Consider the following 22,483-nt stretch of genomic DNA (forward strand, 5'->3'; position numbering starts at 1 on the left):
GGCACTCGCGGCCATCTTGATCAGCACATGATCGGGCGCCGAATCGCATCCGCCTGCCGGACACGGATGCTCGCGCTTGTTCTTTTCATCGAAGGGCGAGTAGGCGTGTTTCGGAACGCCTTCCGCCGGGTCGTTCCTGTGCGGCCCGTTCCGGGTCGGCTTGATATTGCCCGTGTGACCGGCCAACTGGGCGGGATGCTTGCCTTTCCGAACGGCATCCCGCAGCCCGGAGGCAACCGGGGAAGCTGCGGCGGGAGAGGACACCGCGCTCCCCCCGACAGGTGATGAACCCTGTTTAGACTCCGCGTTCGGACTCTTCTCCCGGCCGGCCTTCTGCTTCCCCGCCCAGGCAGACGGGATGGTTGCGGCAATTGCCAAGATCGCACAAAACACAACCAGGGTACCCAGCGTCGAGCGATATCCGCGTGACATCCACACCCTCCTGATCTTACGTTTCACTGATACGTCATACCGTTTGTGCCCGAGAGCGGGCCACCGCCGGCAGCTCATCGGGCATTGATTCGACTGATGGAAATCGTTTTACCTTGATCATACGGGTTGCCGCCGGCATGAAAGAACGACGGCTGGTCAGAAACAGACGAATCGCCCCGTGTACCTTGACAGGCACAGCCTCTTCATGCCATGGAAACACAAAAATCGGCGCGGGGTCGAAAACTTCCGGAAATGGCGCAAAGCCCTGCTTCAATGCCATAAGGCGGGCCAAGACCTCTATTCACATAGATCTCTCCACCCCATGGCACCATTAAAACAAAACTAGGCTCAGTATTTACATTCGCGACTTTTGGGGGGGATATCCGGAAGAATCGGCAGCGGATGACGAAGCGGATCATGCACCACATACAACACTGCAGTGGAGCCAAGGCCGCGCCGTTCTACCGGACCTGGATCGGCAAGCCGCTGGTTGAATCACTTCAAAGAACGCATGAGATGCGGCACAGGCTGAAAAGCAGCCCGATATGAGCTTCCTGCCGTGATATCATCGAATGGATAGGATCATTTTCATCGTCTCCACCTTTTTCCTTATGTCGTTCCGGATACAAATGCAAATTAAATCTGGCGTTGCACAGTCGATCCTGTCGTGCCTGTCAGTCGGACGCACCTCAGAGCGAATCGGCCGGACCGCCGGGCGGTGCCCGCCCGCAATTCGGAAACGGTCCGGGCGGCGCGGCCCCGTTCCCGGGGGGCGGCGGAGCCGCAGGGGCGCCTTCTTGTGATTGACAAGTCCCCGTTCGAAACGTATGGTGCGATTCAAATCAGGCGGCCGGCAACCGGCCCGGGGGGGGAGATCCGCCGTCGAGGCTCGGTGCATTCGTTCTTCCCGGGGCGATGCGGCGACTCCGGCAAAGCAGTCCCGGTCGTCGCGCGGCACAATGCAACGGCTCCCCGGTGTTTCGTCTTCCGGCGACGATTCGCAGGGGCTGTCTCGATCGGCAGGCTTCATGCCGACGATCCCCGTGCCCGCGTGGGGTGCTCGGCTTCCTGGGCATGTGTGACGATCAGGGGTGAACGGTCCCCGTGCTCGCGTGGGGCACTCCTGGCCGCCCCGTGGCGAAGTCGTTGCCCGGGAGCTCGAAAAGGGCGGGGACAAAGCCCGCCGAATCCGCGCTCCGAGCCCGGGAATCGCTCAGCTTGCGCCTCAGTCACGTAAGCTCACGACTTAAGGAACGAAAAATGGTCAGAACGGCAGTTATTCTTGCTTCGGATGACAAGGGCATGGCGCCGGTTTTCGGCATCCCGGCGGCCCGGCGGCTGGCTCTACACCTGGTTCGGATTGGATTCACCCACATTCACATGGTTGGCCGGGTAAACTCTTTTGTCCCCGTCCTCTCCGACCTCGTGCCCGAGCGCTGCTTCCACCCGGTTATGAATGGGGAGTCCCTGGAGCGGGTTGTCCGAGAGCTCGGAATCCCCGCGGAAGAAAGGGTGTTGGTGCTCAAGGCGAATCTTGTCGCCGACCGAAGCGCCCTCGCCCGTTTCCTGGCCTCCTGCGGCGAAGCGACCGCCTGCCGCATGGAAGTCGCCGGGGCCCGCGGAAGAAACGACGGGCTCTACCTCGCCGACCAGGCCAATCTTGTATCCATCGTCGATTCTCTGTGGTCGAACAGCGACCTCGATCCCGCGGTCCTGAAGGACATTAAAGAGATTCCGGCCCTCGGCGGGCTCCCCTCCATCATCGAAGATCGGGAAACCGACGCAGGGAAGTCGGAGGATCGGCTGGTGAAGGCCCTGGGCGCCCAGACCGAGGCCGACGACGGCCTGATGGCACGGTATTTTGACCGGCACATCTCCCAGTTCGTGAGCAGGAGGCTTGCCCATACCGGCATAATGCCCAACCACATCACGCTGATCGGCATGACCCTGGGGCTGATCGGCGCACTGCTCCTTTCCCTGCAGGGCTACTGGGTCAAGGTCGTCGGTTCGTTTCTGTTCGTGGTCTGTGTGATCGTGGATGGAGTCGACGGCGAGGTTGCGCGCCTGAAAATGAAAGAGAGCACCTTCGGGCATTACCTGGACATCGTGACCGACAACATCGTGCACGCGGCCATATTCGTGGGGATCGCCTTCGGCCTGTACCACGACACCGGCGATGCGGGATATCTCGGTTATCTGTGGGTGCTCCTGGGAGGGTTTTGCGTCTGCCTGGTCGCCGTCTACGTGTTCATCCTGCGGCTCGATGCCGACACCCTGAGCCGTTCGCCCAAGACGTTGCGCATCATGGCCCTGGTGACCAATCGCGACTTTGCCTATCTCGTGTTTGCCCTCGCCGTGATCGGCCGGCTGAGCTGGTTCCTGCTGGGCGCGGCGCTAGGGTCCTACGCGTTCGCGATCGTCTTGTGTTTCGTCGGCTCTCGCGAGCGACGCACGCGCGCCGCCGCGATCAAGCACCCGGCTTCCTCCCAGTGACCCGCGTCGGCGGTTCGCCGCAAGGACGGCCCCGGCACCGGCCGCGCGCGGCAGGATGACGGAAGGCTCCAGGGACACGGCAACGGATTGCCGTTCCTTGTCATAGTCCGGCGTTCGTCACGGTACCGGGCATTTCATATTGCGGCGTGACCGCGGAAGAAAGCCGCGCCGGATTGCCTTCATGCCGTGAGCGCATCCCTGGACATCTCCACAAAATGCCGCAGGGACCATGGTTCCTGGGCCGCCCCGCGGCAGGAATACCAGCAGCGGCCACAGTCGGTCGGTTCGAACGTCCTGCCGTGCCATTCGGTGTAATGGGCGGCGGCAGGGTGGTCCGAGCACCGCTTGATCATCCCGTCGGGGGTGACCTGGACCCAGTTCACGCCGGCGGTACAGCCCGGGATCCTCCTTTTCTCGAAAAACTCCGGAATCCTGTCCAGGTAAAAGATACTGGTCGTGAGGTTGCCGAGGGTCCTCTTGAGGACTTTCAGCTCCCCGATGACCTGTTCCAGCCGGCGAAGCTCCGCCTGTTCGATCATATGGTCAAGGTTGTCGGTGCGCCAGCAGTTATAGGTGCTCAAGGAAACCTTGATCCCCATCCGGGCGCATTCGCGCACCAGGCGCGGCACCTCCCTGTAGTTTCCCCTCTTGAGGACCACGTTGAAGCAGAGATTGACGCCGGCGGAACCGAGCCGGGGGGCCAGGGCCAGGATATGCCCGGCAAGGCCGTGAATGCCGCGGCCTTCGTCATGCCTCTCGTCGAGATAGTCCAACGAAATGGACATTTCGTCGAGCCCGGCCTCCCAGAGCGCGACGCCATTCTCCCTGGTCAGCAGCGAGCCGTTGGTGATGAGGGATATGAAGAGGAATCCGAAACTGCGGCGCAACGATGCGATCAACTCCGGAAGGTCCGCTCTCAGGAGCGGTTCCCCACCGGTGAGGCTGACCGAGAGGGGAGCCAGCTTTCTCACCACCTCCACATAATCCCCGAGCTCCCCGGTCGGCTTTTCCTTCCAGTAATCGCAGAAGTTGCAGCGCGCATTGCACCTCTTGGTGACCTCCAGGTTGATATTGAAAAGGCCGCCTTTCGTCAAGTACTTGAAGTACTTGCAACCCCCGATGAGCATTTCCGAACGACTCATTTTGCGGGACATATTTTTCCTTGCGTGGTTTCAATTCTCCGTTTCAAGGCATGAATGCGCGATCGTCTCGAAAGGAACGCATCCGGCTGCCGCCGCGCTGAACGATCGACCTTGAGAAGAATTGACAGGATACCCGGTTCTGACGGGCGATATTTGAGGGTGTCCGGACAAGACTGTCGAACTTGGGACCGCTGAAGCCGGTTCGCTCTCGCTTTTTCAATTATTGATAATAAACCGGCATGGAATTGTCAAACTCGATTTCCCTCGGCGGGACCTGTCCGATCGATGCTCTGGGGAGAGGAATGCGGAAGACCGACAGCGCCGCCGGTGCCGGGGCCACCGCAACGGCGAGCGGGGTTCTGTCGGAGGCGCGATCAGTCGATTTTCGCCGTCGAGGTATTCACGAAACGTCGCACTGAACGTCGGCCTTGGCGTGCGCCGGTTCGCTTTTCGGCTTTTTCGAGAGTAGAGTGGCGTAGCAGAGCAACCCGCATCCTGCCCAGAAGATTTGCTCCAGGCGAAGCGTCACCCCGTAGGCAAGTCCCATGACCAGGTCGTAGCCGAGCGCCTTCAGGGCGATGACCCTGGTTGCCTCTTGAATCCCGATGCCCAGCGGAATGGCAAAGGTCAGGAAATCGAACCAGCTGCTCAAAAACCAGATGCCCGCGGCCACCGCCAGGGAAGTATGACCGGTCAACAGGTAAAGGAAATACCAGCTTTGCGCGATACCGCACGCGAAACCCGCGGCATGCCAAAACATGGCGAGCGGCAATTCCCACGGACGGTCCCGGTAGAAGCGCCGCAGCTCAACGTCCACGTCGGAAACGTGATCCGCGGCCTTGTGCAGGACAGTTCCGCCAAAGTTGCGCCTGGCGACCCATTGCACGAGATAACCCAGTGCTCCGTATTTCTGGACCAGCAGAAACCCGATCACCCCAACCGCCAGCAACGCGCTGCCGGCGAGCATCGCGGGCCAGACGCCGGCGGGCAGAGCGACATTCCAGAGCGTGACGATGGAGCCCACTCCAACGAACAGGAGCTGCGCGAGGGTGTACGCCAGTTTGCCGATGATCACGCCGCTGGCCGCCGTTGCGCCGCTTCCGTTCTCGGTCAGGAGCGTCCCTTTGGTCAGCTCTCCGCCCAGGCTTGCGGTCGGTGTGAGGTAGTTGATGGAATAGCCGGCCAGTCGAATCCGGAACAGTCGGAAAAAGGGAAAGGACCGGTGGACGTCCTTCAGGCAATGGCGCCAGCCCAGGGTGTGGAAGAGATCGGCCACCCCCTCGATGGCGATGAGCGGCACCAGTCCCCATCCGAGCAGGGCCATTTCGTGCCACAGCTCGCCGATCCCGATCTGCCAGGTGAGAACGCACAGGAGGATAATCCCCAGGATGATGCTGCCCGTGTGAAAGTGCTTCATCAGGTCAGGTTCCCGCAATGGGTTGCAGTGCCGGCAACTCGAGCCGGAAACGTCTCTTGCGTTTCCGGAGAAGGCCGCGGGGGCCGCGAGAGAAGAAGACCGTCGCTCTCATCCGCAACCCCGCGCGACGGCTCTGCCGAATTGGATCAATCGAACCAGGTGAATCGCCGCCGTAACGGCGGCCCAAACCGCTGCCAGGATAAAGGTTTGCAGCGGAAATCCCGCCAGGAACCCGACGATGAACATAAAACCGTAGATGTTCCGACGTCCGGCGATCCGCCGGAAAGCCGCGTCGAACGGCCGGTACAGGTCGATGCTTTTCCCGTGCCACTTGCCGGCCAGGGTGTAGAGGACGTTATCGACGGTATCCGAGAAAATCAACAGGGCGGCGGCAAAAAAAGGCCAATTGCCCGGGGTCGAAGCGCTCAATCCCACGCCCAGTGCAACGTACCAGCTGTTTTCGCATAAATAGTCGAAGACATCCTCGTGACGCCCGAATCTCGAGAATTGAAGCTTGGTTCGCGCGAGCTTTCCATCGACTCCATCCAGGATTTCAACGACGAAGGTGAGCAGGGCACCAGCCACAAAATAGCCGTGCCAGAACAACCAGGCAACGAAGAAAGCGACCGCGCCTCCTATGAGCGTGACCATGTCGGGCGAAATTGAAGTCCTGCACAGCCAGAAGGTCAACGCGTTTTCAAACGGCGGATCGATGAACTCGGCGGGCAGGTCCATAACGTGCTTCTGCTGGGATCGAATCAGCAGCCGGGTCGCCTCGAGAGCCTCTTCCCTCGATCGCACCTCCAGGAAATAGGGTGTCAGGGGGCCTCTGATCTCGGGCGAATACGGATCGATACTCGAAGGAAAAAGCGGTTTGGAGCGTCGGGCAAGCGCCGCATCCCCCTCCTCGGCCCAGGCCGGCAGATCGTCGACGTGGAGCAACCCGGCGCGAACGGTCCCGTTTCTTGCGTCCCGTGGGTCCATGAAGGTGAGGGTGGTTTTCGAAGCGGCCGCCAGGGCTTTGATGAGACGAGGGTCCACCAGGTGAGCCGCGTCAAGGTAAAGAAAACGCCGGTCGAGCCGGGCCATGGAAAGGAGATTGCCCGCCAGGCTCAGATGAGCGTCTTTGCCCGCTTGTCGCAGCCTCAACCCGCCCGTCCATCTTTCGAGCCCCTTGAGCCCGTGCTCGGAGCTCAGCAGGACGACGACTTCCTCGATGCCCAGCTTATCCAGGTGATAAAGCATTCTGGCGATCGTCGAAATGCCGCCGACTTTCTCCCAGGCGCCGCTTCCGGAGGCATCGAGGACACACTGGCGCGGCACACTCCCGCCGCGAGTGGGATGGGCGCGGCTTTCCACGCGGGCTGTCGCGAAAGCGGTCAATTCAGCGGGCTTCATTGGGTGCGAATGTCCGGCGGAACGTTGCAGACGGTGGTAAAGCCGGAAGCGTCGCGGCTGGAACGGTATGCCAGGTCGATGAGGCGGGCGCACCACCGGGCTTCAGTGAGGTTGGTGCCCCGGTGACGGTGTTCCATGATTTCATGGCCGAAGTTCTCCACCACGGGCCCCATCCAGGCCGCATGATGAGAGCCGTTGGAAAGAGCTTCCGGAAAGTCGAAGCGAACGGGAGGGGATTCGGCGGAATGCAGCACGAGATGGTCGTCATTGACAAGAATCTTTCCCCGCTCACCCACGACCACCCCGTGGTTACGGCGGCAGGATGCCTGCCAGGTGAGATGCAGCCTGGCCTCCGCCTCGCGAAACCGCATCGTGAGATCCACGGTTTCTTCGAGTCCGGAGCCGCTTTCCGCCGGGGACTTCATGGAAACCTCCATGGACAGGGGAAACTCCTTGAGCAGGGAGAAGATGAGGTAGAGATTGTGCCAGCCGTGGTCGATCAGGATTCCGCCCTGAGCCACCTCCGCGCATTTACGCCAGTCCGAAAGGCCTCCCCCGGAATTGGGCAATCGGAGCACTTCCAAAGCAACGGACCGCACGGTGCCGATCCGGCCGTGCTCGATCAGCTCGCACAGCTTGACCCAGATGGGTGCGTATTTCCAGTTGTTGACGGTGAAAACGACCCGCTGCGTGCGTTCGGCCGCCTTTTGAATGTCATCCAGCCGTTCCGGAGAGATGGTCAGGGGTTTCTCGCAAAACACGTGCATTCCCGCGCTGCATGCCGCCAAAGCGAGCTCGGCATGATAACAGGGAGGGGTGCAGATATCCACGAAATCCACCCCTCCGTCCGCCAGCAGCGCATCCATTGTGGGGTAGGCACGCGCTCCCGGAAGCAATGTCCGCCCCACCTCGATGCGCTCGGAAGAAGGTTCCACGAACGCCTCGATGTTGAAATTCCCGTTCCTCAGCCACACGGGAAGATGCGCGTGGACCGCCACGTTGCCCAGACCGATGATGGCCCCCCGAAGCGGGGTGCGAACACCACAGACGCTCTCATTCATGCCTCTCGGTCCTACTTGTAGGGAATGTGTTTGACCACATGAGCAAAGATCTCGTCGAGGATCGCCAGGCCCTCGTCAGCCTCCTCGCGGCTGAGCACCAGGGGCGGATTGATACGGAAATTCGGTTTGTAGTTCATGCAAACCAGCCCTCTCTTGAGGGTTTCGAGAAAGATTCGTTTCGTGACGACCTTTTCGAGCGGCTCTTTGGTCTTCCGATCCTTGACCAGCTCCACGCCGATCAAAAGACCGCGCCCCCGAACGTCCCCGATGAATTCGTACTTCTCGCTCAATTCCTGAAGCCCGCGGAGCAGATGCTCTCCCACCTCCCGGGAATTATCGACCAGCGATTCGTCCAGTATGGTCCGGATCGTCGCCAGGGCCGCGGTGCTGGCAAGCGGATTCCCTCCGTAGCTGCTCGAGGAGGAACTCGGTTTGGAGAACGGGGTGCTCGCGGTGATTTCGTCCGTGGACACCAGCCCTGAAACCGGAAACCCGCACCCCATGCCCTTCCCGATGGTCATGATGTCGGGAATGATGTTCGTGTGGTTCGAACCGAACATCACGCCGGTGCGACCGAAGCCGGTGATCATTTCGTCTGCGATGAGCAGGGCATCGTTTTCATGAGCGATTTCGAGCAGGCCCGGCAGGAATTCCGGGGGCGGGATCACGTTTCCCGCGGTACCCTGGATGGTCTCCACGATGATGGCGGCAAGGCTGCCCGCCGTATTGTTCTCGATGACCTTTCGCACGTATTCGAGGCAAAATACCCCGCAACCCGGATATTCCATCTTGAACGGGCAGCGGTAGCAGTCGGCGTAGGGGGCCAGGTGAAGCCCGGGGTGGAGAATCCCCCAATTCTTTTTGAACGGATCCCCGATCAGCCCCAGGACGCCTCCTGTTTTCCCGTGGAACCCTCCCCAGAAACTGAGGATTTCGAATTTCTTCGTGTAGGATTTCGCCAGCCGGACCGCGGCCTCCACCGCTTCCGCCCCACCGCTGTACAACTGGGTTCTGTTCAATTCACCGGGGGTCAACGAAGCGATCAGGCTCAGCAGGGCCACCCGGTTTTCCGTGGTGAAGCTCCCGACCGCAACCCGTTCCAGTTGATCCTTGATGGCGGCAATGTAGGAAGGGTGCGAGTGGCCGAGGCTGCACACCGCCACACCGGCCATGAAATCGAGGTAGGATTTCCCCTCCATGTCCTCCAGGCGGCACCCTTTGGCCCTCCTGACGGCCAGGTTGGAAAGCTGGCTCACCTCCTGCAGTCCGGGAGCCATATACCGCCGTTCTTCCTCGCAGAGCTTCGAGGAAATCGTCTGGCCTTTGTTTTCCGTTACGCCTTGATAGTGCATGGCAGTTCTCGCTTCCTCATGATGGGAGTTTGAAATTCGTCGCACGGGAATACACGATTCACGGGTCGATACGCGCCTGTGCAATGGTCCCCGATCGTCCAGGGCACCCTTCACTTCACGATGCTCGTGGTTACTTCCCGGAAACCTCTCAGTGTTCGGCCTGACCGATCCGCCTCATTGCCGCCGCTCGCGATTCCACGGGAAAATCCGGGCGTCACCGCGGCGAAAGGCGGGAACCGGCCGGTTCTTCATGGCCTCCGCCCCCGTCTGGACAACGATGACGCCGTTCATGTATCGTTTTGAGCGTTCCGGTCCTGTCTCCTTTCCCGAAAACGACGGGAAAGCACCTCGCTCATTCCTTCAACGGCCTCTTGACATAGGCGGCGATGCTTTCCGCCGCGGATTGACGGCAGCGCGAAAAACTCGGCCAATCGTTCAGATCGATCAAAACCGGTCCGTTAACCTCCGCCAGAACGGCATCTCCCCCGTACACTTCCAACCCGGCGGCCTCGGCTGCCCGCACGGCAACGGCTCGCAACGCCGCCACCCGGGCCGTGACCTCTTCACCCCCCGAGGCCAGGTATGCCCTGAAGTATTCAGCGCGCCCCACCCCGTAGAACTTGACCACGGGACCCGGCACGTGGTCCTGGACCAGGATGTCCGCGATGCCTCGGCGCTGAAAGTGCTCCAGGGCCTGGTCCAACTCTTCCCGGCACGTCACCGAAACGACGTCGCCGTCCTCGACGGCATGAACGTCTCCGCGCTTCAGCCAGAGCCTGTTCGAAGGCCGTAGCGAGATCCGCTCTCTCGCTTCCCGCAACGCGACCATCCGGCTGGGCGGAATGCAAATCCCGGATTCCGACAGGATGCGCGTCAGCGGTTTGCGGTAACAGTTCCGCACCGAAGAGACCGTGTTGACCAAACGAGTTCCCTTTCCGCTCCACTCCGCCAGAACATTCAGGACCCGGTCCGACTGGGCCATGCTCAGCACGTTTTGAGGCCTCGGGGTGGAATCGCCGACCGTCTCCGCCCGCAACACCCGGACTTCCCATCCGGCGCGGGACAACTCCGCCAGGGTCGACTCCATGATGGCCGCGTCATCTTCCACCTTGCCGGGTGAAAAGACCCGCTCGCGGCAGATCCCAAGCACCGACGGAGGTTTCATGCCTCGTTGATTTCCTTCAAGAAGGCCTCGGCCTTTTCGATGTCCTCGGGATAATCGACATCGACGGTCTTGGAGACCGGGACGCCGCTCATCAGGTATCCGCTGTCGATCAGATGACCGAGAAAGCCGCGCAGCGCATTCAAGTTCCTCCTCCGCGCCGCTTCGATCTCATTGAAGATTTCGGGGGTGAAATAATAGAACCCCGCGGTCACAAAAGGACTGCCCCTGGCGGCATCGCCCATGGCCGTTATTCTGTTGGAACCGTCGACGGCCACCCACAGGGGTTTTTCGTCGTCGACGAAGCGCGTGAGCGCCAAAACCCCGCTGGAGCTTTTTATGGATTCGGCAGCCTGAAGGAAATCCTTCAGAGTCTGTTGCGCGAACACGACGTCCACGGTGAACAGGACAAAGGGTTCATCGTCCAGGAAAGGGGCCAGGCAAAAGAGACTTTCCATGGAGCTGGGAGTGGTCTTGACGACGAGGTCCAATGGGGCTGGTGAGCGGATCGAACGCAGGTAGCCGGCCACGGCGGGGTCCAGGTCGTTGACGATGACGGCGATGGAACTGACGGGGATATGCGCGCCAGCATCGATGATCCTGGCGATGAGCGGCCTCGCTCCTACGGATACCAACGGCTTGGGCGCTGCAATTCCCCCCCGGGCAAGACGTTCTCCCTTTCCGGCCGCAATGATTCCCATCTTCATAAGAGGATCGTTTCCACTTCCAGGAGGCTCGAAATATGACAGCCCACCGGTCCGGCATTCTCGGGCAGACGCGGGGCGGGGCCCTTGAGCCATATGGTTTGCATGCCGAGCTGCCGAGCCGGCATGATGTCCCGCTCGAACGAATCGCCGACGAAAACGGCTTCCGCGGGTTCCACATCGAGTCGCCTCAGGGCGATCCGGAATATTTCCAGGTCGGGCTTGCCGACCCCGATCCGCATGGAATCCAGTATCACCTCGAGAGACTCCGCCAATCCCGCTTCGTCGCACAGCACGGCGGCATTCCCATAGAAGTTGGAAATGAGGCCCAGCCTGTAGAACGGTTTCAATCGCCTGAGCAGCCGTGCGTTCCGCTGCAGGATGCGCTCCGTTTTCGAGCAGAATCCTTCGACCATTTCCGCCGCTTTCTCGGGGTTCTTCAAGCTCAGGGCAGCGAACTGCAGGCCGACATGGTGTTTCATCAGCGGTCTAAGGCCCATTCGATCGACTTCCGGATCACTGCAGCACAGATCGTCCGCCACGTAGAATACGCGCTTGATTTCATCCGCGGGAAGGTCGATCCCCACTTGCCTGTAAAGCTCGTAGAATCGATCCAGCCAATGTTCGCCATCCGAATCCAGCGTTCCGCCGAAATCGAACAGAACCGCTTTGCAGCGAAAAGACTGCCGCATTTCCCAGCTCCGGCCTCCATCAACAAAAAAGCATCGCCGGGCAGTCAATGCCGGGCGACGCCGAATCACTCAACAGGCGGTTCGCGACGATTGCCGAGCCCCCGGGGCTTGATCGTGGGCGGTCCCTTTTCGAAAGTGCAGGTAGTCCAGGAACTCCCTGCCTTCCCGCACGCGGCGCAACAGCATGTGCTTCTCGGTCAACATCTCGCGAAACATGCGGACCATCGGCTTCACGCGGAAGTAAAAGCGGCGGTACATCCGCTCGACGGCCTCCTCGATCTCATCGAGGCGCAGGTTCGGATAACGCAGGCTCGATGTCTGGATGCCGTTTTTCCCGACCAGGACATCATTGTCGAACCACCCGTTGCTTACGGCCTGTTGGTACAGCTCCGTCCCCGGGAAAGGCGCCGCAAGGGATACCTGGATGGCATAGGGGTCCAGTTCCTGTGCGAACCGGATGGTTTCCTCGATGGTTTCCCGCGTTTCGATCGGGAGACCGATGATGAATGTGCCGTGGACCTTAATGCCCAACTCATGGCAATTCTTCATGAATTGACGCGACCGCTGCAGCGTGATGCCCTTCCTCACCCGGTCCAGAATACGCTGATTGCCCGACTCGAAGCCGACCACCACCAGCCGCATGCCGTTTTGCCGCAGTGCTTTGAGCGTTATGTAATCCACGTCCGCGCGCGCGTTGCACGACCATCTGAGGCCCAGCCGCTTCATCCCTTTGCTGATCTCGACGGCGCGACCGGGGTTGGCCGTGAAGGTATCGTCGTCAAAGAACCATTCGCGGACCTGCGGAAAGAGCTCCCTGCCTTCCTCCACTTCCCGGATGACCACCTCCGGGCTTTTCGCCCGGTACTTGTGGCCGCCGATGGTCTGGGGCCACAGGCAGAAACTGCACCTGGCCGGACAACCTCGCCCGGTATAGAAAGACACGTAGGGATGGAGCAGATAGCCGATGGAATACTTTTCTATGGAAAGATCCCGGTGGTAGACCGGGAAGACGCTGGGCAGACTGTCCTGGTCCATCAGCAGCTTGCGATCCGGGGTATGTCGGATCGATCCGTCCGGTGCCCGATAGCTCAGGCCGTCGATCTTGTCGTATGGCTTCCCCTGCGCCAGTTCGAGACAGGTGAAGTCAAACTCGCTCCGGCAAACGAAATCGATGGCGCCAGACTGCCGGAGCGTCTCTTCCGGCAGAACCGTGACGTGAGGGCCGATGAAGCCGGCCTGCACTTTCGGGTGCCGTTCCTTCAGCGCCTCGATGAACTGGATGTCGTTCAGGAGTGAGGGCGTGCTGGTGTGTGTGACGACGAGCTCATAGTCCATTGCGATTTTGAGGATGTCCCCTACCGTCAGGTGATGAGGCGCGGCATCGACAAGTCTGCTTCCAGCCACCAGTGCGGCGGGTTGAGCCAACCAGGTCGGGTACCAGTAGGATGTGATTTCCCGTTTGGCGGGATAACGGGCGCCGGCGCCACCATCGAATCCTTCAAAAGACGGTGGACTCAGGAACAGAGTCTGTTTCACGATGAATAAACCCCTTATGAGCAGCAAAAGGCCCCGATCGCAACAGGTCGATTATCGCCCGTCACGACAGGCTCACAATGTGGACCCTGATCTTACTTATCAGTTGCTCAATTTATAGCGCCATTCTCACACATGTGCAACAGCAGTTTCAAAAACCGGTCACCCCCGTCTGCAGACGAGCACTCCGCTTCCAACAGGAACCACCATCGCGTCCACTCGCTCGTCATGAAGCGCCGTTTCGATGAAAGGCCCGAGGATTTCCCCATGGCTGATCGCATTGTCGGCCACCAGGAGACCCCCCTTCACCATGCGGGGGACAACCGCGTCGTAGCAGCTCATGTAGACGTCCTTTTCGGCGTCGAGGAAGCAGAAGGAAAGTCGGTTAACATGCGGTATGTATTCAAGGGCGTCACCCCGGATGCATTTCACAATGCTCTCCAGGCCGGTCAGCCGGATCGTTTCTCGAGCCAGACGGACCTTCTCCTCCGATACCTCGACGGTGACGAGGTTCCTCGAGGTTTCGAGGCAGGCGAGGGCCAACCACAGGGTGGAATACCCGGCGCCGGTACCGATTTCGAGCCAGTCCCCCTCCGGTGCGGACGCTGCCAGAAGGGCGATGAGCTTGCCCGTTTCTCTCGGTATTTGGCGCAACCTGAGCGAACGGGGCGTCCCATCCGTCCGGTCCCGGGCATCGACCTGTTCCAGGGTCCGCATCCGTTCCCGAAAAGCCTTCGGCATATTGTGAAACATTACGGCAGCCCTCGTTTCTTTTCATTGGGTTTTTACGTCGACGGCCGGCAACTCCGGACACCCGGACGGCTTCCGGTTGCTTCGCCGCGCCGGCCCTGAGGACAGACAAAAGGGAAGACGATTACAGTGCGGGGATGGTTTCCCAAGGCCGGGCGCAAACGGGTAGTCGCCCGACGAATCGCTCGTCCGGCTGCTCGTGTCCTCGAAGCCCGGTTACTGCGCCATTCCATTCAGACCCGGGTTTGCGTCAAAGAACCTCATAGACGAGGAAACCACCCAGCAGGGCAAGCACGATGAGGATTATTCTCCTGTAGGTTTTCTCGTCTATGCGGCCATAGAAAAATGACCCCAGGATCGTCCCGAAGACGAGAGCCGGCATGGAGACGAGAAAATATCGCAGGACCGGCATCGTTGTGAGACCGCTCAGCGCATGCAACAGGATCACGACCAGCCCCGAAGCCGCCAGGAAACCCTGCAGGGTGGCCTTGATCACGTCCTTGGTCCAGGGTTGGAGAGAAGTGTAAACAATGACGGGAGGACCGGATGCGCCCAGTGCCCCGCCCAGACAGCCGGCCCCGAATCCGGCCAATGATGCCCCTGCCGCCTTCATCTCCCAGACGACCGGACGAAAGAGCAGTCCGAAAAGCGCGTAGATCAGAAGCATGATGCCCATTGTCAATTGAATGGCATCGGTGTTCATGTACTTCAAAAAAAAAACCCCGATGGGGATACCCGGAAAAGACCCTGCAACGAGTGGAAGAATCTTCTTCCAGTCCAGGTGCCTGCGGAGCTCGAAAAGCAGAATGATCGCTACCAGGAAAGCATCCAGGGCAGCCAGCGGAACGACTGTTTTGATGTCGAGCATGATTGTCAGCAGCGGCAGGGCAAGGAGGATGGATCCGAAACCGGAAAGGCCCTGAGTGAAACCCGCCAGGAAGGTGATGAGCGCGATGATGAGATATGGAGTCACGAAGCAAATTTTCCTGAGGAGTCTCATACCGAGGTGCGTTCAGGGTGACACAACACCTGCCCGACGGGAAGTGAGGCGGGCAGGGATAACCCCGGCCCCTACGGACCGACGTGCCCGTCAGACATAGCAAAGGCAAAAGTGCCGGTTCCTTATTAAGCCCATCATGCACTCGAGGTCAAGTCGTCACTGCCCTCAGACTTCATTTCATCGAGGCGGCCTCGAAACACCCTTTCCCCGAACACAACGGAAACGTCACCGGAGGACGCAAGGACGCCCCCACAAGCGTCCCGGTTTCGCCCCGGAACAGAAACAGCCCGGGGGTACCTCATTCCAAGGTCGTGGGGTCAACAGGGTCGGCAGGTCGGAACGTTCTTCCTCTTCCCGCGATAGACTCGCGTGCACGAACGCATGGAGCCGGTTGACGACTTCTCGCATCCGGAATCGATTTCACCGGTTCGATTCCACTGCCCGGCCGCCGCCGCTCCCGGTCTCATCTTTCCTCAGAAATGACAGCCATACGGCCCGCAGCAGGAATACGAACAACACGATGGCCCCGCCGGCAAAGATCACGTCCGGCACCAGCCGCGCCCAGCTCAATGCGCGGATCACCGGCCCGGATGTGATTTCCGGGCTGCGCGCATACCACAATCCGTGCTTGACCGCGAAAAAGAGCTGGTAGAATCCAGAGGGTATCAGGCTGAAAACGGCCATGCTCGCCAAGCCGCCGTTGAGTCCCCAGAAACTCCACTTCAGCATCCTGTCGGACCATGAGGCTCGAGAAACAATGTGGCGAACGGAAAAGAGGAGCAGGGAAATGGCCAGCATTCCGTACACGCCGAAAAGAGCGGTGTGCGAATGAATCGGTGTGGTGTTGATTCCCTGTGCATAATACAGGACGATGGGCGGGTTGATCAAAAACCCGAACATGCCGGCTCCAACCAGATTCCAAAAGGCCACGGAAACAAAAAAGTAGATCGGCCACTTGTATGCATAGGCCTTCCCCCCGGATTTGATCACTCTCAGGTTGTGTGCCGCCTCAAAGCCCAGGAGCGTGAGGGGGACGACTTCCAGCGCGGAAAACACGGCACCCAGAGCGATGATCGATGTCGGCGATCCCGCCCAGTAGAGGTGATGGAAAGTGCCTATGACGCCGCTGCCAAGGTAAAGGAAAATAGTGAAATAAATGGCGGTCAGGGCGAATTTCCTGCTGACGGCTCCGATGTGGGAAAGCAGGAAAGCCATCACAACGGTGGCGAAGACCTCGAAAAATCCTTCGACCCACAGATGAACCACCCACCATCGCCAATACTCCGCGTCCGAGAGGTGGCTTCCCTTGCCGTAGAACAAACCGGCCATGTAAAAGAGCGGTATGCTGACGGTACTGTAGAGGAGCATGTGAGTCAGACCGTCATTGTCTTTTTCCTCGTGAAGCGCGGGCCGGATGGCTCTCAACACCAGCACCAGCCAGATCAGCATTCCGGCGATCAGCAACAGCTGCCACACCCGCCCCAGTTCGATATATTCATACCCTTGATGGCCAAGGTAAAAGCCCTGGTCTCCGAACACACCGGCAACGGATAACCAGGAGCCGCCCAGAGCACCGAGCACCACGACCACGACGGCGCCGAAAAGGACGGCCACCCAGGTCCCCTGATGCTTTGGTTCCTTGCCCACGAAAGGCCCGATGAAAAGACCCGCCGCCAGAAAGCAGGTCGCAATGAAAAAGACGGCCAGTTGGAGGTGCCATGTACGGACCGCGGCGTAAGGAAGAATCCCGGCAAGCGGAATGCCAAAAAAGTAAGTGCCCTCCACCGTATAATGGGCAGTCACGGCTCCCATGCCGATTTGGACAATGAGCAGTCCGATCGCCGTCAGAAAGTAGAGCAACGTCACTTTCTGGCTGGGGGTTGGATTTGGCTCCGGAAAATCGACAGCGGGATCGGTCTCGTATTCGTCCCGGCCAATATAGCGCTGGTAGGCGAACAGCGCCGCGGCGATTCCCAGGATGAGCAGAATGACGCTGACGATGGACCAGATCAGGAAATCCGGCAAGGGATGATTCCCAACCAGCGGATCGAACGGCCAATTGGCCGTGTAGGTATGCTCCGCGTCAAGCCGTTTTGTTCCGGCGGCCCAGGCCAACCAGGCAAAAAAAGCTGTGACGAGACGCCCTTCCTCAGCGGTCCGCACGATTCCGGGCTGCAGGCCCATGCCTTCATGGCCGTTCTGAAAAAGAACGGTATAATAATCGACCAGGGCTTTGAACGCTTCCATTTGATATTGCGTGAACTTCAGTACGCCGCTTGCAGGGTCGAACCGGTTCGTCTTTATTTCCTCCCGGACGATCACGCCCAGGCGGGCGCGTTCCTCGGGTTTCAACCCCTCGAAATCGGCCTGCGAAAAACGATGGGCTTCGGCGGTGGAGAGCCCGTGGTGGCGCGCTGCCAGGTACAGCCCCATCCGGTGCAGGAAATCAGCCGACCAGTCGGGAGCGAGGTATGAGCCGTGTCCCCATATGGTTCCAATATGCTGTCCGCCTCGGCTGAAATAGTAATTCTGCCCGTCGACAATATCCTTCCCGGAAAAGACGACCTCTCCGGCAATCGTTGTAATCTTGTCGGGGATGGGAGGTTTGGACTTGTTTATAAGATATCCTCCCCAAATCAATACAACGAAAGTGAGGACAAGGAAGAACAAAAATACTGACCTTAGCTTTGCATTCATCGTTCCAATCCCTTGAATCGAACCGGCCTTGATTGTGTTCTGTCGTTACGGTGTAATAGACTTTTGCGTTCAAGATGAGTGCATTGGGCGGGAGGGCATAAAGTCCTCCTCTACGTCTGACGGGCACATCGATCCTTAGCAAGGGGCGGGGTTTATCCCGCCCGCGTCAACCTCCCGACGGGCAGGCGTTGTGTCATCTTGAACGCGCCTCGGTATAAGGACGGATGCTACTCTTCCCAGTGGATGCATTCCGCGGGACAAGTCGCGATAGCCTCGTCGATGCACTCCTCCGGCCCTCCCTCAGCGAGAATGACAAAAGCTTTTTCGGCGTCGTCGTCAAAACCGAACACCTCGGGGCAGAGTCCAACGCAGCTTTGGCATCCGACACATTCTTCCGTTTCAATGTATACTTTCTTGCTCATGACCGATCCCGCCGATTCCGGGCATTTCGCTGCCCTGAAAAGGGTTCGATTCTACTTCCCGCGAATCATGACCAGCAACATTTTGAACGGTTTCCTGGCTTGAAGGGCATGGGTGATATTGGCCGGCATGATCAGCATTTCGCCCGCGACGACATTCTGCGGCTGCCCGCCGATGGTGATTTCAGCCTCTCCGTCCAGTACGTAGACCACCGCGTCAAAGGGGGCCGTGTGCTCGCTCAGCCCCTGGCCCGCATCGAATGCGAAGAGCGTTACGTTTCCGGCATCCGCCTTTATCAAGGTCTTGCTGACGACGGAACCGTCCGCGTAGTCGACGGCCCCTTTCAAGTTGAATGCCTTGCCTTTCACCGCGCTGGATACATCACCCATATTGGTCTCCTTTGCTGAAAAACCACGGAAGCCCGCCGGGGAACAACTGCGGCGCTTCCGACATCCCTTTCCGAAACCCGGAACAGCACCTGAATGTGAACTTGCCCATGCAAAACCATGGGACGATCAGGCACGCCGCGCCCGGTATTTTGAAGGATTCTCCGACAACAACTCATTACCCGTCACGCTCCCGGAAGTCGGCCGCGTGCCGGCAGACCGGCATCTCTCTCGGAAATCGATCCGCCTACTCCACTTTTTCAAATTGATCCTTGCCGGCACCGCAGATGGGACAAACCCAGTCTTCGGGCAGACCCTCGAAAGCGATGCCCGGTTCGATACCGCCCTCCTCGTCGCCTTCCGCCGGATCGTATATATAGTCGCAAGGAATACAACGCCACTTCTCCATGGTTCCTCCTTTGATCTCGATAGAAGTCAGTCGGTTGCCTCGGGCCAGCATGGCGGCAACGTCATCTCCGCCGATATCGTTGCGCGTTATCGAAATCCTCAACAGTCTTCAACCGGCGCCACGGCCACATTGGCCGAAAAGCAGCCCGGAAGCGCGGAGTGCGGGTGAATGGGGTGAATGCCCCCGGAGCCGACGAACAGCAGGACCGGCGCCGTGTTGTGGGACAACCCCTCGACAACGGCACCGCTTGCTATTCCGGAGGGTGAGGGGCGGGGCTTGCTTTTCCGATCATTGAGCGGTGTCCCTTTGCTTTGTGCCGGGACCCTGCGCCGCACCGTGTTTGGACGACTGCCATATTTCCATACGGTGTCCCTCCGGGTCAAAAAGATGAAATACCCTGGCGTCCCAGGGATGCTTCCGGACCGCCGTCGGTTTCAAACCCGCGCTCTCGGAGCGTTCCCATACCGTTTCAATGTCATCGACTTCCAGCGCCAGGGTAACGCCCTCACCCCCACAGCTCTTGACGGAAGATCGTTTTTCATCGGCAATGCTCAATCTCGACACCGCGTTCAGGCGAAATTCCACGAACCAGTCCGTGGAAAAGAGGACGGGCAACCGCAGACGGTCCCTGTAGAAACCGACGGTTTTTTCCCATTCCTTACAGTAAAGAATCGTATTGGTGGTCATCAAATGATCTTGCATCGTCCGCCGCTTTCAACCGCCGATCATTTCAGGAATGCGGCCTCCAGCCGATCCAGAAGAGCATGAAACTCATCGTGTTTACCCACGCCGATGCGCTCGCGCTCGAGCTTCTCGAACGCCTCGTAAAGCTCGGCGTCTTTATTCGAATCCAGCCTGGCATCCGCCATGGCGAAAAGGACCATGTTCTCCTTGGCGATATGCTGGGTCAGCAGCGCCACGTATTCACCGATGATCCGCTGAGCTCCGGCCGTATCGGGGGCATCCCCCGGTTGCCGGCCGGTCACCGCCTCCTTGAGTCTCGCGGCAAGCCCGCGGCCCTTTTCGTGCTCGCTCAGCATGACCCCGATCGGACCGCCTTCACGCGGCACGCCTGCCATTTCCAGCGCCGGAAACAGGAATTCCTCCTCCTTGCCGTGATGGCACTTGTCGACGAAAACCGACAGGAACTCCAAGATACCTTGGAGATGCGCCGGATCAACGCGCTCACCGCGCCTGAATCTGTCAGCCACGGCTTCCAGGACCCTCAGCATGAGCTCTATTCCCCGGTGTTCTTTCTTGAGTTCATCCGTTGCTTTCACTGTATGGCCTCCATCCTTTCTTCCATCCTGTCCGGACAGAATCCCCCGGGCACCGTGGTCCGCCTCTTGTGCGCAAGAGCGGCTCCTTAAAAATGAATGTTCCGGACGGAATCCGCCTGCCAACCCGGAAGCCGTCGACTGTGACCGGGTCGATTGAATTCGCTCATGTTTCTTCCCCGACACCGATGGCATCCAGCAGATCTTTCAGCAGGTGCTCCAGTACGATTCCGTTGATGCGGGCGATATCCTCTATCGTATGGAATCTTTCGGTCGGGCACCCCACGCATGGCATTCTTCTCTTGATGAAAACCTCCATGACCGATGGATGGCGCGTCACCAGTTCGCCGACCGTCATTTTCGAATCGAGCTTCATTGTTCCTCAATGTAAGATGCGAAGTGGTCTTTGTCTTTGCGCGGGCGCAAACATGAGCGCCAAATCGCAAACAGCATTCCGGCTTCGGGGTCTTCGATCCGGTATCGTGAAGGTGCGCTGCCCCCGGCGCATTGTCCATGACGTTGGAGAACCCTGGTTTTCAACACGTCCGCCAGACGGTGTACGGCGGCGCATGCGCGGGATACGCCGGTGTGCGGCATCGCGGCCATGGAGGTCGTCAACAGGTTGCCGAAGATTCCGCCGGCCGTCCCTGCAGGGTCCCTCGATTCTCCAACAAACGCCCGGATCGCCAATTGAACCGGCGAAACCGGGCGTTCGGGCCGAGCACGTTCCGTTTCAGAAAGTGAACACCTTGTCCGCCTCCATGGACAATTCGTAAAGGTCGTCCATCCAGGCGATGGGGCAAGAGCTTGATCCCTCCAGACCGTGGGATTTCATGCAAACCCCTCAGACATAGAAGTCACCTTCATATTTGCCGACCTGTTCAACCACATTGAATTCAGCGGTGCTGTTTTTTTCGTAAAGAACACCCTTTCCCAGCATGAAAACACTCACTTCATCGCCTTTCTTCACAGCCAAGTTTGCAAGCCTCATCGCATTGTAGGATGTTTCAGCATCGTCCGTTGAAATTACAAAAAGTACTTTCATCGTTTCTCTCCCCTCGTTTAGGCTTTCAACATATAGAGTCCATGGTCATGGTACGAAATGTGTTTCCGGTACAATAGTATCCTTGCGGTATCGGTTCGAAAGCCGATTGGGCAAGATCGTGCTCGGGCAACACTCTGCCTTTCCGTCGGAGCAGCCGGTATAAGCTCCAACCATGGCTGCTGAGCGGGGTTGTGTCTTTGCGCCGGAGCAAATTGAGCGGAGCGGATTGGAGATTCAGCGGTAAAGGGGCAAGCGAACCGGAACAGAGCACACCTGGATGCGGCGTCAATACCGCGATGGGTCAGCCGGTTTCGGCAAAGGTCACCAGAGCGTGCGGGTCGGCCACAACGATGCGCTCCCTGCCAGATGCAATCCACCCCTTCTTTTCCCAGTTGCTGAGGGTACGGCTCACGGTGTACAGGGTGGTGCCGGTGTAATCGGCCAGGTCCTGTCGACTGAGGCGGAAAGCAATGAGAATACCGTTGTCGGTCTTGCGGCCCGATTGTTTCATGATGCGCAGCAGAGCCCTCGCGATCCGCTGCTCCACCCGTTCCGCGCACAACTCGAGGTAGCGGTTCTGAATGTCGTCCAAACGCTCGACCGCCGCGCGCAGCATATTGATTGCCAATTGCGGATGAGTGGTCATGAGCTCGAGCATGGTCTCCCTGCCCCACCCGATGACTTCGGAGGGGCCGACGGATTGTGCCGTGACAGGGTACGTTCTTCCATTGGAAACAGAGACCGCGGCTGTGATTTCGCCGGGGTTGACATAACGAACGATGGCTTCTTTGCCGTCTTCGTGCAGCTTGGTCAGTTTCAGGCAACCTCTCAGGACCAGATAAGATCGAAGGGCGGACTCCCCCTCACGAAAGAGCGTGACCCCCGATTCGCAGACGCGGTGATGACCGAAGCTCAAAATACCCGAACGCTTCTCTTTTTCAATGCCGGCAAACAGAGCCGACCTGCTGAGGGTATCCGACAAATCCGTAAGACTGCTCATAGCGGCCACTCAAGTGCATCCTTCATCGGCTGCGTCGGGGAAGCTCCCGAGCCGGGATCAGGCTGTGACGGCCGAGCTTCAACCCGCCCTTCCGGCTGATTCTCCGGATGAAT

General features: G+C 59.2%; 23 protein-coding genes. 2 read left to right on the top strand and 21 right to left on the bottom strand.

The genetic code is table 11. The annotated features are described in order from the left end of the window. Nucleotides 1-466: 466 nt before the first annotated feature. Entirely contained in the window at nt 467-712 is a 246-nt protein-coding gene (locus tag SFUM_RS23385; RefSeq protein WP_167321361.1) for a hypothetical protein, read from the bottom strand. 137 nt (nt 713-849) lie between these two features. Between SFUM_RS23385 and SFUM_RS23975 the strand changes: the two genes are divergently transcribed. Continuing rightward, complete coding sequence (locus SFUM_RS23975) at nt 850-981, top strand: hypothetical protein (protein ID WP_279614587.1); 132 nt, start codon at nt 850-852, stop codon at nt 979-981. A gap of 711 nt (nt 982-1,692) precedes the next feature. After that, the gene (locus SFUM_RS15145; RefSeq protein ID WP_011699759.1) at nt 1,693-2,925 is read left to right on the top strand and encodes a CDP-alcohol phosphatidyltransferase family protein; all 1,233 of its coding nucleotides are present in this window, start codon (nt 1,693-1,695) and stop codon (nt 2,923-2,925) included. Between the two features lie 179 nt (nt 2,926-3,104). Here the strand turns inward: SFUM_RS15145 and SFUM_RS15150 are convergent, their stop codons facing one another. The 20 genes from SFUM_RS15150 to SFUM_RS15245 form a co-directional block, all read right to left on the bottom strand. Beyond that, a complete protein-coding gene (locus SFUM_RS15150) occupies nt 3,105-4,079 on the bottom strand; it encodes a radical SAM protein (RefSeq protein WP_011699760.1) in 975 nt (324 codons plus the stop codon). Between the two features lie 388 nt (nt 4,080-4,467). Next, entirely contained in the window at nt 4,468-5,484 is a 1,017-nt protein-coding gene (locus SFUM_RS15155) for a lysylphosphatidylglycerol synthase domain-containing protein (RefSeq protein WP_011699761.1), read from the bottom strand. 108 nt (nt 5,485-5,592) lie between these two features. Beyond that, nucleotides 5,593-6,882, bottom strand: coding sequence for a CDP-alcohol phosphatidyltransferase family protein (locus SFUM_RS15160; protein WP_011699762.1), 1,290 nt, complete (start codon nt 6,880-6,882; stop codon nt 5,593-5,595). Beyond that, entirely contained in the window at nt 6,879-7,943 is a 1,065-nt protein-coding gene (locus SFUM_RS21945) for a Gfo/Idh/MocA family protein (RefSeq protein WP_011699763.1), read from the bottom strand. The genes SFUM_RS15160 and SFUM_RS21945 overlap by 4 nt, the downstream gene beginning before the upstream one ends. An 11-nt stretch (nt 7,944-7,954) precedes the next feature. After that, on the bottom strand, nt 7,955-9,295 hold the full coding sequence (locus SFUM_RS15170; protein ID WP_150109531.1) for an aspartate aminotransferase family protein: 1,341 nt from the start codon (nt 9,293-9,295) through the stop codon (nt 7,955-7,957). Nucleotides 9,296-9,647: 352 nt separating this feature from the next. Continuing rightward, on the bottom strand, nt 9,648-10,460 hold the full coding sequence (locus SFUM_RS15175) for an ATP-grasp domain-containing protein (protein ID WP_011699765.1): 813 nt from the start codon (nt 10,458-10,460) through the stop codon (nt 9,648-9,650). Next, the gene (locus tag SFUM_RS15180; protein ID WP_011699766.1) at nt 10,457-11,164 is read right to left on the bottom strand and encodes a nucleotidyltransferase family protein; all 708 of its coding nucleotides are present in this window, start codon (nt 11,162-11,164) and stop codon (nt 10,457-10,459) included. The genes SFUM_RS15175 and SFUM_RS15180 overlap by 4 nt, the downstream gene beginning before the upstream one ends. Further along, on the bottom strand, nt 11,161-11,853 hold the full coding sequence (locus SFUM_RS21950) for an HAD family hydrolase (protein WP_011699767.1): 693 nt from the start codon (nt 11,851-11,853) through the stop codon (nt 11,161-11,163). Before SFUM_RS21950 ends, SFUM_RS15180 begins: the two co-directional genes overlap by 4 nt. Before the next feature lie 69 nt (nt 11,854-11,922). After that, nucleotides 11,923-13,389, bottom strand: a complete 1,467-nt coding sequence (gene hpnJ / locus SFUM_RS15190) for a hopanoid biosynthesis associated radical SAM protein HpnJ (RefSeq protein ID WP_041440691.1) — start codon at nt 13,387-13,389, stop codon at nt 11,923-11,925. Nucleotides 13,390-13,548: 159 nt separating this feature from the next. Continuing rightward, complete coding sequence (locus SFUM_RS15195) at nt 13,549-14,139, bottom strand: O-methyltransferase (protein ID WP_011699769.1); 591 nt, start codon at nt 14,137-14,139, stop codon at nt 13,549-13,551. Nucleotides 14,140-14,386: 247 nt separating this feature from the next. After that, nucleotides 14,387-15,109: a sulfite exporter TauE/SafE family protein gene (locus SFUM_RS15200; RefSeq protein ID WP_011699770.1), complete on the bottom strand. Its 723-nt coding sequence runs from the start codon at nt 15,107-15,109 to the stop codon at nt 14,387-14,389. A 447-nt stretch (nt 15,110-15,556) separates the two neighbouring features. Further along, nucleotides 15,557-17,833 (bottom strand): nitric-oxide reductase large subunit, encoded by a 2,277-nt coding sequence (locus SFUM_RS15205; RefSeq protein WP_011699771.1) that lies wholly within the window; start codon nt 17,831-17,833, stop codon nt 15,557-15,559. Nucleotides 17,834-18,060: 227 nt separating this feature from the next. Then, nucleotides 18,061-18,255 (bottom strand): ferredoxin, encoded by a 195-nt coding sequence (locus SFUM_RS15210; RefSeq protein ID WP_011699772.1) that lies wholly within the window; start codon nt 18,253-18,255, stop codon nt 18,061-18,063. A gap of 51 nt (nt 18,256-18,306) precedes the next feature. After that, nucleotides 18,307-18,642 (bottom strand): cupin domain-containing protein, encoded by a 336-nt coding sequence (locus SFUM_RS15215; RefSeq protein WP_011699773.1) that lies wholly within the window; start codon nt 18,640-18,642, stop codon nt 18,307-18,309. Between the two features lie 244 nt (nt 18,643-18,886). After that, nucleotides 18,887-19,048: a rubredoxin gene (gene rd / locus SFUM_RS15220; RefSeq protein WP_011699774.1), complete on the bottom strand. Its 162-nt coding sequence runs from the start codon at nt 19,046-19,048 to the stop codon at nt 18,887-18,889. 288 nt (nt 19,049-19,336) lie between these two features. After that, nucleotides 19,337-19,750 carry a VOC family protein gene (locus tag SFUM_RS15225; protein WP_011699775.1) on the bottom strand — a complete coding sequence of 138 codons (414 nt, stop codon included), beginning with the start codon at nt 19,748-19,750 and terminating at the stop codon, nt 19,337-19,339. Nucleotides 19,751-19,773: 23 nt separating this feature from the next. Continuing rightward, the gene (locus tag SFUM_RS15230) at nt 19,774-20,328 is read right to left on the bottom strand and encodes a hemerythrin domain-containing protein (RefSeq protein ID WP_011699776.1); all 555 of its coding nucleotides are present in this window, start codon (nt 20,326-20,328) and stop codon (nt 19,774-19,776) included. 163 nt (nt 20,329-20,491) lie between these two features. After that, on the bottom strand, nt 20,492-20,701 hold the full coding sequence (locus tag SFUM_RS15235; protein ID WP_011699777.1) for a DUF1858 domain-containing protein: 210 nt from the start codon (nt 20,699-20,701) through the stop codon (nt 20,492-20,494). 357 nt (nt 20,702-21,058) lie between these two features. Further along, entirely contained in the window at nt 21,059-21,370 is a 312-nt protein-coding gene (locus SFUM_RS23980) for a DsrE family protein (protein WP_083764085.1), read from the bottom strand. 301 nt (nt 21,371-21,671) lie between these two features. Then, the gene (locus tag SFUM_RS15245; protein ID WP_041440694.1) at nt 21,672-22,370 is read right to left on the bottom strand and encodes a Crp/Fnr family transcriptional regulator; all 699 of its coding nucleotides are present in this window, start codon (nt 22,368-22,370) and stop codon (nt 21,672-21,674) included. Nucleotides 22,371-22,483: the final 113 nt, after the last annotated feature.

Source organism: Syntrophobacter fumaroxidans MPOB, from assembly GCF_000014965.1.
In the GTDB taxonomy this organism is placed as follows: Bacteria; Desulfobacterota; Syntrophobacteria; order Syntrophobacterales; family Syntrophobacteraceae; genus Syntrophobacter; species Syntrophobacter fumaroxidans.